At 63.4% G+C, this 13,005-nt stretch carries 12 protein-coding genes; 10 read left to right on the top strand and 2 right to left on the bottom strand.

The window, feature by feature from the left end; all coding sequences use genetic code 11:
- The first annotated feature begins 73 nt into the window (after positions 1–73).
- Positions 74–958: a DMT family transporter gene (locus GSQ90_RS06895; protein ID WP_158814273.1), complete on the top strand. Its 885-nt coding sequence runs from the start codon at positions 74–76 to the stop codon at positions 956–958.
- An 863-nt stretch (positions 959–1,821) separates the two neighbouring features.
- Complete coding sequence (locus GSQ90_RS06890; protein ID WP_158814015.1) at positions 1,822–2,811, top strand: P1 family peptidase; 990 nt, start codon at positions 1,822–1,824, stop codon at positions 2,809–2,811.
- 191 nt (positions 2,812–3,002) lie between these two features.
- On the opposite strand, the gene GSQ90_RS06885 is transcribed toward GSQ90_RS06890, so the two are convergent.
- On the bottom strand, positions 3,003–4,253 hold the full coding sequence (locus GSQ90_RS06885) for an FAD-binding oxidoreductase (RefSeq protein WP_158814014.1): 1,251 nt from the start codon (positions 4,251–4,253) through the stop codon (positions 3,003–3,005).
- Between the two features lie 146 nt (positions 4,254–4,399).
- Here GSQ90_RS06885 and purB point away from each other — a divergent pair, with 146 nt between their 5' ends.
- The 5 genes from purB to tam all read left to right on the top strand — a co-directional run bounded on the left by purB (position 4,400) and on the right by tam (position 9,010).
- Complete coding sequence (gene purB, locus GSQ90_RS06880; RefSeq protein ID WP_158814013.1) at positions 4,400–5,701, top strand: adenylosuccinate lyase; 1,302 nt, start codon at positions 4,400–4,402, stop codon at positions 5,699–5,701.
- Between the two features lie 23 nt (positions 5,702–5,724).
- On the top strand, positions 5,725–6,525 hold the full coding sequence (locus tag GSQ90_RS06875) for an SDR family NAD(P)-dependent oxidoreductase (RefSeq protein WP_158814012.1): 801 nt from the start codon (positions 5,725–5,727) through the stop codon (positions 6,523–6,525).
- 191 nt (positions 6,526–6,716) lie between these two features.
- Positions 6,717–6,986 carry a hypothetical protein gene (locus GSQ90_RS06870; RefSeq protein WP_158814011.1) on the top strand — a complete coding sequence of 90 codons (270 nt, stop codon included), beginning with the start codon at positions 6,717–6,719 and terminating at the stop codon, positions 6,984–6,986.
- Positions 6,987–7,206: 220 nt separating this feature from the next.
- Positions 7,207–7,932, top strand: a complete 726-nt coding sequence (locus GSQ90_RS06865) for a TetR/AcrR family transcriptional regulator (protein WP_158814010.1) — start codon at positions 7,207–7,209, stop codon at positions 7,930–7,932.
- 247 nt (positions 7,933–8,179) lie between these two features.
- A complete protein-coding gene (tam, locus tag GSQ90_RS06860; protein ID WP_158814272.1) occupies positions 8,180–9,010 on the top strand; it encodes a trans-aconitate 2-methyltransferase in 831 nt (276 codons plus the stop codon).
- Between the two features lie 62 nt (positions 9,011–9,072).
- Here tam and GSQ90_RS06855 read toward each other — a convergent pair whose 3' ends face one another.
- Positions 9,073–9,309: a hypothetical protein gene (locus GSQ90_RS06855; RefSeq protein ID WP_158814009.1), complete on the bottom strand. Its 237-nt coding sequence runs from the start codon at positions 9,307–9,309 to the stop codon at positions 9,073–9,075.
- 128 nt (positions 9,310–9,437) lie between these two features.
- Between GSQ90_RS06855 and GSQ90_RS06850 the strand changes: the two genes are divergently transcribed.
- From GSQ90_RS06850 to GSQ90_RS06840, 3 genes are read left to right on the top strand one after another with little or no spacing between them, the layout of a single operon-like run.
- On the top strand, positions 9,438–10,163 hold the full coding sequence (locus tag GSQ90_RS06850; RefSeq protein ID WP_174247450.1) for a TlyA family RNA methyltransferase: 726 nt from the start codon (positions 9,438–9,440) through the stop codon (positions 10,161–10,163).
- Between the two features lie 7 nt (positions 10,164–10,170).
- Complete coding sequence (locus tag GSQ90_RS06845; protein WP_174247449.1) at positions 10,171–11,451, top strand: class I SAM-dependent RNA methyltransferase; 1,281 nt, start codon at positions 10,171–10,173, stop codon at positions 11,449–11,451.
- Positions 11,448–12,869, top strand: a complete 1,422-nt coding sequence (locus tag GSQ90_RS06840; RefSeq protein WP_158814008.1) for an FAD-binding oxidoreductase — start codon at positions 11,448–11,450, stop codon at positions 12,867–12,869. The genes GSQ90_RS06845 and GSQ90_RS06840 overlap by 4 nt, the downstream gene beginning before the upstream one ends.
- Positions 12,870–13,005 lie beyond the last annotated feature (136 nt).

Raw genomic sequence — 13,005 nt, 5'->3', positions numbered from 1 at the left:
ATAGAAATTCCATTCAGTGATTAAGCGCGTAAGCTTAGGGATCGTTGGCGAGAGCAATGAGCGGGGCGGCGATATGGAGTTGTGGGGCGTTCTGGCGGCCGTTCTGTCGAGCGCTCTTGGCGGGACATCGATCGGCGCGACCCGTTATCTCGCCGGCGCGATCGACCCGCTGACCCTCGGCGCGATCCGGTTCGGACTGGGGTTCGCCTTCCTTCTGCCCGTCGCGCTCTGGCGGAAAGAGCGCTGGCCGCGGCCAAGCGATTGGCTGGACGTCGCGTGCCTCGGCGCGCTGTTTTTTGGCCTGTTCCCAATCCTGTTCAATGCATCGCTGGCTTTCACCACGGCCGCCCGCGGCGCCCTGGCGCTTTCGACGCTGCCGCTGCTGACGATGGTCGCAGGCGCGGGGCTCGGCGTAGAGCCTTTGACCGGGCGCAAGACGCTCGGCGTGCTGATCGCCACGGCGGGCGTCGCCATCGCGCTGCTCGCCGGGCTCGCCGCCGCGCCGGCAGGCGCGTGGCGCGGCGATCTGCTGATGGTCGGCGCGGCGGCGTGCATGGCGCTTTACAATGTCTGGTCGCGGCCCTTCATCGCGCGCTCGGGGCCGATTCCGTTCGCGACGGCCGGCATGGGCGTCGGCGCCTTCGGCCTAACCCTCATCGCCGCGTTTCGCGGCGGCTTCGCGCCGGTCGCCGCCGCCAGCGCCGGCCAAGAGTTGGCGATGGCCTATCTAGGCATCGTCGGCGGCGCGCTGACGTTCTTCTTGTGGGCGTTCGCGCTCGGCCGGACGACGCCGACGCGCGTCGCCATTTCCGTGACGGTGAACCCGATCGCGGCGGCGCTGGTCGGGATGGTCTTGCTCGACGAGCCGTTGCGCTGGAGTCTTGTTGTCGGGTTGGTCGCGGTTTTCGCCGGGATCTGGGTCGCGGCCAGAGGCGCCGGATCGATGGCGCGGCGCTAGCCAAACTCATCGTCGCTCGCGGATATACAGTGGCTATTCGTCCCATCGGCGTCAAACGCGGCATTATGTGCAAAAGGCGCGCAAACCGTTCCAAAGGCGGCGCGCAGCCCGGAGGGGCTGCGCGTCTTGTCGACAGCGACAACAGCGACAACAAAAGCTTTCTAAAAAGCAGAACGCCCGCTATGATTGAGGGCATGGTTTGTTCGGGCGTCGCCTCGAAGTCGGAGTGATCTTGGTTGATGTGAGAGCGGGACGAGATGATTGGTGATCGAAACGGCCGAGGGGTGATCCATCGTTTCGCATGGCGGAGCGTGTTTCACCCTTGAGTCCTTGTCAATGACGCGCCAAAGGCGCGCCGCCTCCGGCGGTGGCCCGAAGGGCCATCATTGACAAGGACTCAAGGGTGAAAAAAAATGCCTCCATGCGAACGATGGCTCAATATCGAAGCCACCTTCGATTCAATCAGTTCTCATCACGCGCTGGCGTTTCCTGTCTGCCGACAGAATAGCACGGCGGGGTTTTAGGTAGCGGGTGTTGGAGAGGCCCTCATCCGCCCGGCTCCGCCGGGCACCTTCTCCCGCGAAGCGGGAGAAGGGGGCGGTGTGGAATTTCCAATTTCCAAATTTTTCGAGGCCCAAGGCTTTGAAATTGCTCGATGGGGTCGGAAATAAGTTTGGAAAGGCTTGGCGGCGTGGGATGAGGCAGGATCGCAAACTATTGTTATCGCTTGATTATTGTGAAGGCCATAAAACCCTGCTCGACGCCGAAATCATCCGCCGTGCGTCAAAACCCTTGCAAAACACCGTCAAACAAATTTATCCGCGGGGCCTATCCGCTCCGCCCTCCCCGCTCAGGTTCGCCTAATGAACAATCTCATCACCGATCTCCCCGGCTTGCGCGTCGGCGCGGCGCAGGACGTCAAGGTCGCTTCGGGCGTCAGTGTCCTTGTCTTTGAGGAGCCGGCGATCGCTTCGATCGCCATCCATGGCGGCGGGCCGGCCTTGCGCGACAGCGCTTTGCTCGAACCGGAGATGACGGTCGAGAAGATCGATGCGCTCGTGCTGTCGGGCGGTTCGGCGTTCGGGCTCGACGCGGCGGGCGGCGTGATGGCCTGGCTCGCGCAGGCCGGGCGCGGTTTCGCGGTCGACGATGTCCGTGTGCCGATCGCGCCCGGCGCCTCGCTGTTCGATCTCCTCAACGGCGGCGACAAGAATTGGGGCCGGCGGCCGCCCTATTGGGACCTCGGCTTCGAAGCGGCGGCCTCGGCGGCAAAGGATTTTGCGCTGGGTTCGGCGGGCGCCGGCTATGGCGCGACGATCTGCGAGCTCAACGGCGGCCTGGGTTCGACCAGCGCGATGACCTCGCGCGGCTTTCTTGTGGGCGCGCTGGTCGCGGTCAATGCGGTGGGGCGCGCGACGCGCGGCTCGGGGCCGCATTTCTGGGCGGCGCCCTATGAGCGCGGCGGCGAATTCGGCGGCCTCGGCGTCCCCGACAAGACGCCGGCCGACGCTTTGGCCATGCGGCTGAAACACGATGCGCCCGCCAACACCACGATCGCCATCGTCGCGACGGATGCGCGGCTGACCAAGGCGCAGATGAAGCGCGTCGCGATCATGGCGCAAGACGGCATCGCGCTGGCCTTGCGCCCGGCCCATGCGCCGATGGACGGCGATGTCGTCTTCGCCGCGACCACGGCGCGCGCCGCGGCCGAGCCCGATGTGCGCGATCTCGCCGAGATCGGCATGCTCGCCGCCGAATGTCTCGCGCGGGCGATCGCGCGCGGCGTCTATGAAGCGACGCCGACGCCCAATTCGGCGGCGTCGCCGAGCTGGCGCGAGCGTTACGGGCGTTAGAACGCGCCCGGTTTGCGTGCGAAAATTTCGATGGGGAAGTCCAAAGGGGCTTAAGTCTTTGATATCGCCCGTTTCGCGGAAGGAAATGTGCTTCCGCGCGGGCGAAAATCAAAGACTTAGCCGGGGTTTTGACGGACCGCTTCGGTTCCTTCTAGGGCCCCGGCTATTCCGGGACCCTTCCGCCGCCAGGCTCAGCCGAACCGTTCGGCGCGGTAAGGCTCGGGGTCGGTGAACGTCGCTTCGCCGGTCATCAATTGCGCCAACAGCAGGCCGGTGACCGGCCCGAAAGTGAGGCCGAGGTGTTGATGGCCAAAGTCGAACCACAGACCTTTGTGGCGCGGCGCCGCGCCGATGACAGGCAGCATGTCGGGCAGGCAGGGCCGGCGGCCGAGCCAGAGCTCAGCATCGCGCCGCTCAGCGAGCGGGAAGAAATTGCGGGCGATCGGCTCCAGCCGGTCGAAATGGGCCGAAGAAGGCGGATCGTCGCGGCGCGCGAATTCCGCCCCGGTCGTCAGGCGGATGCCCCGCGTCATTGGCGCCAGGAGATAGCCAAATTCCAGGTCGAGCACCGGGCGGCTGAGGGTCGCATTGCCCGTCCCCCCGAAATGCATGTGATAGCCGCGCTTGACGCCGAGCGGAAAGCGATAGCCGAGACCGCGAAAAACATCCGACGACCAGGGCCCGAGCGCGATCACGGCTTCGGACGCCTGCAGGGTCGCCTCGCCCGCCGCGAGCGACCATCCCGCCGCCGTTTGCTCCAGCGCCCGAGCGTCCCCGGTCAGCAGGCGCCCGCCGCGCGCGATGAACAGATCGGCGTAGGATTTGACCAAAGCGGCGGGATCGGGCGTCGTCGAAGGATCGGTGAAATGGACGCCGCCGGCGACAAGATCGGACAGATGCGGCTCAAGCGCGGCGAGCTCTGCCCGGTCGAGCGTCGTCGACTTGACCCCAAACGGTTTCAATTCCTCGACTTCGGCAAGAGCCGTTTCGCGACCGCGCTCGGTGCGGAACGCCTTGATCCAGCCGCTCTTGCGCAGCAGCGCGCCCGAACCGGCCGGCCCGGCGAAAGCCTCATGTTCGGCGACGCTGCGCGCGGAGAGAGGGCGCAGCGCCAGTGCGCTCGCGTGCCTCGCCTTTGGCCCCGACTGGAGAAAATAGCGCCAGACCCAGGGCGCGATGGCCGGCAAGGCGCTGTAGCGGATATGGGCGCGCGGGTCGCGATTGAGCGCCGCCTTGACGATATCCTGCGGGCGCCGCGGAAACACATAAGGAAACACCGCCTCGCTCTGGACGACGCCGCTATTGCCATAGCTGGTTTCGCCGGCGACCGCGCCGCGATCGAGGACGACGACATCGCGGCCGCGCGCCTGCAAATGCAACGCCGCCGAGATTCCAACGATCCCCGCGCCAAGCACGATCGTGTCCGCCTTAACCAAAGACATCAGCGATTCTCCATAAAGCCGCGGCGCAATGTGCATGGCGAGGCGGCGAAGGCAACGCTGCATTTTGCGCGCCAATGGCGAGCCTCGAAATTCCCGGCGCGATCGTGTAGACCCACCGTCTTACCTCTCGCTCCCTGGACGCCCTGATGATCCCTCGCTATTCCCGCCCCGAAATGGTCGCGATCTGGGCGCCGCAGACGCGCTTTCGCATCTGGTTCGAAATCGAGGCGCATGCCTGCGATGCTTTGGCCGAACTCGGGGTGATTCCTAGGGAGAGCGCCAAGGCGATCTGGGACAAGGCCGGCCATGTGACCTTCGACGTCGACCGCATCGACGAAATCGAGCGCGTCACCAAGCATGACGTCATCGCCTTCCTCACCCATCTGGCCGAATTCATCGGCCCTGATGCGCGTTTCGTCCATCAGGGGATGACCTCGTCGGACGTGCTCGACACCTGCCTTGCCGTGCAATTGCAGCGCGCCTCCGACATCCTGATCGCCGATGTCGACGCGTTGCTCGCCGCTTTGAAGCGGCGCGCGCTCGAACACAAGATGACGCCGACGATCGGCCGCTCGCACGCCATCCACGCCGAGCCAATCACCTTCGGGCTGAAGCTCGCTCTGGCCTTTGCGGAATTCACGCGCGCCCGCGAGCGGCTTGTCACGGCGCGCGCGGAAATCTCGACCTGCGCGATCTCCGGCGCGGTCGGCACTTTCGCCAATATCGATCCGCGCGTCGAAGAGCATGTCGCGCGCAAGATGGGCCTCGTCCCGGAGCCGATCTCGACGCAGGTGATCCCACGCGACCGTCACGCCGCGTTCTTTGCGGCGCTCGGCGTCGTCGCCTCCTCGGTCGAGCGGCTCGCCATCGAAATCCGCCATTTGCAGCGCACGGAAGTGCTGGAGGCGGAAGAGTTTTTCTCCGAAGGCCAGAAGGGCTCGTCGGCCATGCCGCACAAGCGCAATCCGGTGCTGACGGAGAATCTGACCGGGCTCGCGCGTATGGTGCGCTCAGCCGTGACGCCGGCGATGGAGAATGTGGCGCTCTGGCACGAACGCGACATTTCCCATTCTTCGGTCGAGCGGATGATCGGCCCCGATGCGACGATCACGCTGGATTTCGCGCTGGCGCGCCTCGCCGGCGTCGTCGACAAGCTGCTTGTCTATCCCCAAAACATGCGCAAAAACCTCGACCAGCTCGGCGGCCTCATCCATTCGCAGCGCGTGCTGCTCGCGCTGACCCAGAAGGGCGTTTCGCGCGAGGAGGCCTATAGTCTCGTGCAGCGCAATGCGATGCCGGTCTGGCGCGGCGAAGGAGACTTCCTGACTCTGCTGAAAGCCGACAAGGACGTGATGAAAGCGCTGAGCCCGAGCGAGCTGGAGGGGCTGTTCGACCTTGGCTATCATATGAAGCAGGTCGATTTCATCTTCGGGCGGGTGTTTGGGTGAACGCTTAAGAGCGGGGAATAGGCATGGACCTCAATCTGACGGGCAAGGTTGCGATCGTCACCGGCGGCAGCCGCGGCATCGGCAAGGCGATCGCGCTACAGCTCGCGCGCGAAGGCGCCGAAATCGCCATTGTCGCGCGCGGGAAGGCGGCGCTCGACGAGGCGGGCGCCGATATCGCGCGGCGGACCGGACGCGCGGTCAAGGCGATCGCCGCCGATACGGGCGACGACGCCTCAGTGAAGGCGATGGTCGCGGCGGCGCTGGCGACCTATGGGCGCGTCGACATTCTGGTGAACTGCGCGGCGCAGCCGGCCGGACAGGCCAAGCCGCCGGCGCTGGCCGAAATCACGACCGAGGATTTATGGGCCGACGTCAATGTCAAAGTGATGGGCTATATCCGCACCGCCCGCGAGGTCGCGGGACCAATGGCGGCGCAGGGGAGCGGACGCATCATCAACATCAGCGGACTGGCGGCGCGCGCGACCGGCAGCATCATTGGCTCGATTCGCAATATCAGCGTGGCGGCGCTGACTAAAAACCTCGCCGAGGAACTTGGACCTAAAGGCATTACGGCCGTATGCGTGCATCCCGGCCTCACACGCACGGAAAAGACGCCCGACGTGGTCGCGCGGCGGGCGGCGGCGCAGGGCGTGGCCGCCGCCGAAATCGAGAAGCAGATGGCCGCCATGAATCTGGTCGGCAAATTGATCACGGCCGAGGACATCGCCGATGTGGTCGCCTTTCTCGCCTCGCCGAGGTCAATCGCCATTAACGGAGATGTGATCGCGGCCGGAGGCGGAACGCGCGGGGCGATCTATTATTAGGCGGCTGTCCGCGCCATGATCGCATCGATGCCAACTATTTGTTTCTTAATCGATATTTCTCCTTAGAGGCGGCGCTCGTGAAATGATTGGCGCCCCTCTTGAATGATTCTTGTCACTGCATATGTTCAGTGAACACTGATCGACACACATAGATCATCGATCATAGAACGAAAGAAAAAAAGGAAACTATCATGCGTAAACTCATCCTGCTCGGAAGTACGGGCCTTTTCCTGGCGCTCGGCGCCGTCGGCGCTCATGCGCAGTCGGTCCTCGACCGCCCGACGTCTTCGCCCTACGCCGTAATCAACCAGACGGCGGGCGCCCCCGCTTTCACCGCTTTGACCGAAGGACGCTCCGCTTTCACCGGCGAGGGGCCCAGCAACTTGGTGCAGAACGGCAACGGCGCGCTGAAGAACGCGGCCCCGGTCAGCCAGCAACTGGATACGTTCGGCGGTCGCTGACCGAATTCGAACGAATACAGTTGCACTCATGCTTCGAGAGGCGCCCCACGGCGCCTCTTGCTCTGCGTTTCAAGCCTGTCGGCGGCGTTTTTCGCGGACGATGGGATCGAAAATTGACAAAAAACGTTGAGCATTGACTAGTGCGGCAATCATTGTTCGTCTCGCCCACTCGATAAGAACGCCATGCGAGGGAGCTGAAGCAAAGTTTGAGGAGGGATGAATGAACCAGTCGGCCACCAAACAACTCCCGCCCAAGACCTATGTGATCTCTCTGGAGAACAGGAAGGCGCGCGGCTCCGGCCATGAGCGCCCCGAAGAAATCCTATGCGCCGCGCGCGCCCTCTTTCTCGAGCATGGGGTCGAGAATGTCACGACCCGGCAGATCGCCGCCCGCGTCGGCATCTCGCAAACCGCGCTCTATGTTTATTTCAAGAGCAAGGAAGAGATGTTGGATCGCTTGGTCGACGCCGCGCTCCGTAAGCTTGGCGCCGCGTTGGACGCGGTCAATGCCCGATGCTCGGATCCGATTGATTTTCTGCGCTCGAATTTCCGCGAATACATAAAGTTCGGCCTGGACCATCCGGACGAATATCGTCTCGTTTTCATGCTCCGCGACGGTCGCCGGAAGGCGCAGGCCAACGCGCACCCGCACAACCCCATCGGCGACGCCTTGTTCGACGCCTTGAAGACCCGGATCGAGCAAGGCGTGGCCGCCGGCAAATTGCGATGTCTGAAGACGGGATTAGCGGCCGCCCAATCCGTCTGGGCCGCCATCCATGGTCTGGTCGCGCTGCGGCTGGCCTATCCGGACTTCGAGTGGATTCCCGTCGATGAACTGATCGACGCGCATGTCGACATGCTCCTGCATGGGATTGTCAGGACTGAGGCCGAGGGGCGGCCGAAGATTGCCGACTACGCGACGGCGCAAGAGATCACAAGCGGCTGATATAACACAGTTAATTTCCGGCCATGCTTTGTAGCGCCATATAAATATATAAAAACTGTATTTTTTATATATTTATATGGCGCTCGGCATGCTACGCATGACTTTTCCCCGCGACGGCGCGCCGGATATGGACGCCAGAAAATTCAATCTTCCGATCATGCCCCACGCCATCGATTTGCTCCATTCTATCCCCAAACGCCTCTCGCCCATCCCTGTGCTGGCGCCGCCCCACCTGCGTGAGGATGAAATGGCGAAACCCGATCCAGAACCCCTCGTCGCGCGCGACGAACTTGCCGCCAGCGATTGGGACACGGCGCTCTATCTCAAATTCGAGGACGAACGCACCCAGCCCGCACGCGACCTGCTCGCCCGCGTGCGCTCGAACGCGCGCCGGATCGTCGATCTGGGTTGCGGCCCCGGCACGAGCACCCAGCTTCTGGCTGCGCGCTATCCCGACGCGCAAATCATCGGCGTCGACAATTCCGAACAAATGCTCGGCGCCGCGCGGGCGCGATTGCCCGGAGTCACATTTGAGAAGCACGATATCGGCGGATGGCGGCCTTCGGCCAAGCCGGATTTGATCTTCGCCAATGCGGCGTTGCAATGGCTGCCCAACCATCACGAACTCGTGCCGCGCCTGATGTCGTTCCTTGCCGAGGATGGATGCCTGGCGATCCAAATGCCGGACAATCGGCAGGAACCATCGCATGCTCTGATGCGCATGGTGGCCGCTGACGGACCATGGGCCGATCGCCTCGTGCCCGTCGCCAAGACGCGCGGCCTGATCGGCATTTACTCCGACTATTACGACTGGCTGAAGCCATTGAGCGCGCGCGTCGAAATCTGGCAGACGACTTATGTGCATCCGTTGCCAGGGGTCGGCGCCGTCGTCGACTGGTTCCGCGGCAGCGGCTTGCGCCCTTTCCTCAATCAACTCGACGAATGTGAGCGCGAACAATTCATCGAACGCTATATGAAAGAACTTGCCGACGCCTATCCCGCGGAGCCGGGCGGCGGCCTGTTGTTCCTTTATCCACGCCTGTTCGTCATCGCCACAAAACCAGGCGCGAGGGATTGAAAGAAAAAACCCTTCTTCCGCAAGCGGAAGAAGGGTTCGAATCTTGAGATCCGACCGTTGCTTTACTCAGCGTCGGCGTCGGCATGCTCGTGATGAAGCTCGATATGAGCCTTCGAGGCTTCGCCAGCGTGATGTTCGGCGTGCTTATGATGCGCATGGGCGAGATGCGCGTGATGGGCGCCGGCTTCGTGATCGCCGTCCGCCACATGAGCGGCGGCTTCGCGATGATGCTCTGCGGCATGTTCGTGATGTTTGGCGGCGTGCTCGTGATGATCGGCGGCGTGCTTGGCGTGAGGCATGGTCGTCTCCTCTTTTTTTGCCGCATCTTGCGGACGGCGTTCAATAGCGTCATCTTGCGACAAATCCGCGACAGGCGGCGACGCAACAGGCCTCGCCAAATTCGCTTCCTCGACTCAATATTGGGCTCATGCGCAAGCGCGCCGACGTCATCCTGCTCGAACTTGGCCATTTTCAGAGCCGCGCGCGTGCGCGAGCGGCGATCGAAGCGGGGCTCGTGTCGGTTGACGGAATCCCCTTGCGCAAACCTTCGGAAGAAATCGCGCCCGGCGCGTCTATCCAGGCGCGCGCGCCTCATCCATGGGTTTCGCGCGGCGGCGTCAAACTGAAGGCGGCGATCGACGCCTTCGGCCTTGATCCCAGCGGTCTGGACTGTCTCGATATTGGCGCTTCCACCGGTGGTTTCACCGATGTGCTCCTAACGCATGGCGCGCGCCGTGTTTACGCCGTCGATGTCGGCCACGGCCAGCTCGACGCGCGTCTGCGCGAGAACAGCCAGGTGTTTGTTCATGAAGGCCTCGATGCGCGCAAACTCACGAGCGAACTGTTCGAGACTCGGCCCGCGGCAATTGTATGCGACGTCAGTTTCATTTCGCTGCGCCTGGTCCTGCCGCATGTGTTGCCGCTCGCCGCCGAGCGCGCCTGGCTCGTCGCGCTGATCAAACCGCAATTTGAAGCTGGCCGCGAGAACGTCGTCAAAGGCGCCGTCAAAGATCCCGCCATTCATCGGCAAGTCTGCGACGCTGTCTGCGCGTGTGCGAAAGAACTCGGCTGGTCGAGTCTTGGGATCATCCCCTCGCCAATCCTTGGCGGCGATGGCGCTAAGGAGTTTCTGTTTGGCGCGCGTCATGGATGAGGCGCGGATGCTGGAACTATCGATAGAAAGCCTCGGTCAACGCGGCGAGGGGCTCGTGCGCTCGGTGCGCGGTACGGCCCATATCCCCGGCGCTCTACCCCGCGAGCGCGTGCTTGCCCGGTTGGAGGGGGAACGAGGCAAACTTATAGAAATCCTTGAGGCCAGCCCTGAACGCGTCGCGCCGATCTGTTCCTATTTTGGCGATTGCGGCGGCTGTGCGACGCAGCATCTCGGTCGTGCGCTTTACTCGAGTTGGAAACGGGAAATCCTCGCCGGCGCCCTCGCCGACGCCCACATCGAGGCCCCTTTAGGCGCGTTGATCGACGCCCATGGCGAAGGACGGCGACGCGCGACGTTTCACGCACGATTTGCGACCGAAGGCGCGCATGTCGAGATTGGCTTCATGCAGGCGCGGGCTCACCGCATCGTCGAAATTGAGGCCTGTCCAGTCCTTGCTCCCCCCATGTCGGGGGCGATTGGCGCGGCGCGGGCGCTCGCGGCATGTCTGCGAGGCGTCGGCAAGCCGCTCGACATCAGCGTTACCGCGACACTGAGCGGGCTCGACATCGATATCAGAGGCTGCGGCCCGCTCGAGTTTTCGGCGCGGCAAAAATTGGTCCACGCGGCAGACCGGCTGGATCTCGCGCGCCTGTCCAACCACGGCGAGGCGATCATTGAACGGCGGACGCCGGAAATCCTGATGGGCGCGGCGCGCGTTTCCCCACCGCCCGGCGGATTTTTGCAGGCCACCCTCGAAGGCGAGCGCATTCTCGCGGAATTGGCGCTGAGCGCCGTGCAAGGCGCGCGCCGTGTCGCCGATCTGTTCTGCGGCGTCGGCGCTTTCGCGCTGCGCCTCGCCGCGCGTCACGAGGTGCGCGCCGTTGAAGTCGACCGGCCCGCGCTCACTGCGCTCGCGCGCGCAGCCGGCGCAACGCCCGGCTTGCGCGGCGTCGCGTGCGAAGTCCGCGACCTGTTCCATCGACCGTTGGGGCGCGACGAACTCAAAGCTTTCGACGCGGTCGTATTCGATCCGCCTCGCGCCGGCGCATTGGCGCAATCGCGTGAGCTTGCAGCGAGCGGCGTTCAAACCATTGTCGCCATCTCCTGCAATGCGGCGACCTTCGCACGGGACGTCAGCATTCTTGCAGCGGGCGGTTATCGTCTCGAATCCGTTACGCCGATTGACCAATTTCGCTTCTCGCCCCATATCGAGATTGTCGGCGTCTTGAGAAAGCCGCCGGCCGGGAAGCCGCGAAAGGGTTTGCGGGCGAAGGGATTTCTGGGATGAGCGAAACCTCGCAGCCAAAAGACGTTCTCTCTTCGCTCGCGGCGATTGTCGGCGCGGCCCATGTCGTGAGCGATTTGGATGTGATCGCCGGTCATCTCGTTGAACCGCGCGGACTTTATCGCGGCAAAGCCCTCGCGTTGATTCGTCCGGCCTCTACGCAAGAGACGGCGCGAGCGGTTGCTCTTTGCAACGATTTACGCGTTCCGCTGGTGCCGCAGGGCGGCAACACGGGACTGGTGGGCGGGCAGACGCCCGATTCCAGCGGCGGGGAAGTCATTCTGTCGCTTCAGCGCATGAATCGCGTGCGCGAGATCGACGCAAGCGCCAATGCGATGATTGTGGAAGCAGGCGTCACGCTCGCCAATGCGCAAACGGCGGCGCAGGAAGCCGATCGGCTGTTTCCGTTGTCGCTCGCCTCCGAGGGGACGTGCACCATCGGCGGCAATCTATCAACGAACGCGGGCGGCGTGGCGGTCATCGCCTACGGCAACGCGCGCGATCTCGTGATGGGACTCGAGGTTGTGCTGGCGGACGGGCGCGTGATGAACGGGCTCAGCAAGCTGCGCAAGGACAATACCGGCTATGATCTCAAGAATCTGTTCATCGGAGCGGAAGGCACATTGGGAATCATCACGGCGGCGGCGCTTAAGCTTTTCCCCAATCCGCGCTCTAGAGCGACCGCGTTCATCGGCATCGCCAATCCCGTCAAGGCGCTGCAGCTTCTGAATATCGCGCGTCAATTTGCCGGCGCCGGCGTGACCAGCTTCGAACTCATTCCGCGCATTGGACTCGATTTTGTTCTGGCTCACGCCAATGGGTCGCGCGATCCCCTGGGGTCCAACCACGCATGGTATGCGCTCGTCGAAATCTCCTCGCAAATGGCGGCGGGCATTGATGAAACCATGTCCTCGATACTGGAGGCGGCGCTCGAACAGGGCGTGATCGAAGATGCGAGCATTGCGGCGAGCCATGCGCAGCGTGAGGCATTCTGGTTGTTGCGCGAATCCCTCTCTGAGGTGCAGGGCCTTGAGGGCGGCTCGATCAAGCACGACGTCAGCATACCGATAGGCGCGGCGCCCGATTTCCTGGCGCGCGCGCGTGAGGCCGTGGAGGCTTTCATGCCAGGCGCGCGCGTCGTCGCCTTCGGCCATCTCGGCGACGGCAATATTCATTTCAACGTCTCTCAACCCTTAGGGGCCGATAAGGCGGCGTTTTTGGCGCAATGGAACGCGGTGAACGTGATCGTGCACGACATTGTCGCGCAATTCCATGGTTCGATTTCCGCCGAGCATGGTATTGGTCAATTGAAGCGGGAATTGCTGAAGAAGACGAAAGATCCGGTCGCCCTCGACGTCATGCGGGCGCTCAAATCGACGCTCGATCCCAAGGGAATTTTGAATCCAGGTAAGGTGTTGTAGATTCATCGCGCGCGAGAATCGCGAAGTCAAAAGCACGAGGGCGCGGTCGGTGCGGGACAATTCGATTCGCGATGGGGCTCCCAAAGATTTTGTTATGGCGAGGCTTGTCCTGTGGCGGCCGGGTTCCGCAAGGCAG

Source organism: Methylocapsa sp. S129 (assembly GCF_009765995.1).
Lineage (GTDB): Bacteria > Pseudomonadota > Alphaproteobacteria > Rhizobiales > Beijerinckiaceae > Roseiarcus.
This window is presented reverse-complemented; position numbering and strand designations above follow the sequence as displayed.

Excerpts from the sequence above, each read along its gene's own strand:
- GSQ90_RS06850 (WP_174247450.1), top strand. The coding sequence starts at position 9,438 with ATGCGCAAGCGCGCCGACGTCATCCTGCTCGAACTTGGCCATTTTCAG.
- tam (WP_158814272.1), top strand. The coding sequence starts at position 8,180 with ATGGCGAAACCCGATCCAGAACCCCTCGTCGCGCGCGACGAACTTGCC.
- purB (WP_158814013.1), top strand. The coding sequence starts at position 4,400 with ATGATCCCTCGCTATTCCCGCCCCGAAATGGTCGCGATCTGGGCGCCG.
- GSQ90_RS06855 (WP_158814009.1), bottom strand. The coding sequence starts at position 9,309 with ATGCCTCACGCCAAGCACGCCGCCGATCATCACGAGCACGCCGCCAAA.
- GSQ90_RS06840 (WP_158814008.1), top strand. The coding sequence starts at position 11,448 with ATGAGCGAAACCTCGCAGCCAAAAGACGTTCTCTCTTCGCTCGCGGCG.
- GSQ90_RS06895 (WP_158814273.1), top strand. The coding sequence starts at position 74 with ATGGAGTTGTGGGGCGTTCTGGCGGCCGTTCTGTCGAGCGCTCTTGGC.
- GSQ90_RS06890 (WP_158814015.1), top strand. The coding sequence starts at position 1,822 with ATGAACAATCTCATCACCGATCTCCCCGGCTTGCGCGTCGGCGCGGCG.
- GSQ90_RS06885 (WP_158814014.1), bottom strand. The coding sequence starts at position 4,253 with ATGTCTTTGGTTAAGGCGGACACGATCGTGCTTGGCGCGGGGATCGTT.
- GSQ90_RS06865 (WP_158814010.1), top strand. The coding sequence starts at position 7,207 with ATGAACCAGTCGGCCACCAAACAACTCCCGCCCAAGACCTATGTGATC.
- GSQ90_RS06870 (WP_158814011.1), top strand. The coding sequence starts at position 6,717 with ATGCGTAAACTCATCCTGCTCGGAAGTACGGGCCTTTTCCTGGCGCTC.
- GSQ90_RS06845 (WP_174247449.1), top strand. The coding sequence starts at position 10,171 with ATGCTGGAACTATCGATAGAAAGCCTCGGTCAACGCGGCGAGGGGCTC.
- GSQ90_RS06875 (WP_158814012.1), top strand. The coding sequence starts at position 5,725 with ATGGACCTCAATCTGACGGGCAAGGTTGCGATCGTCACCGGCGGCAGC.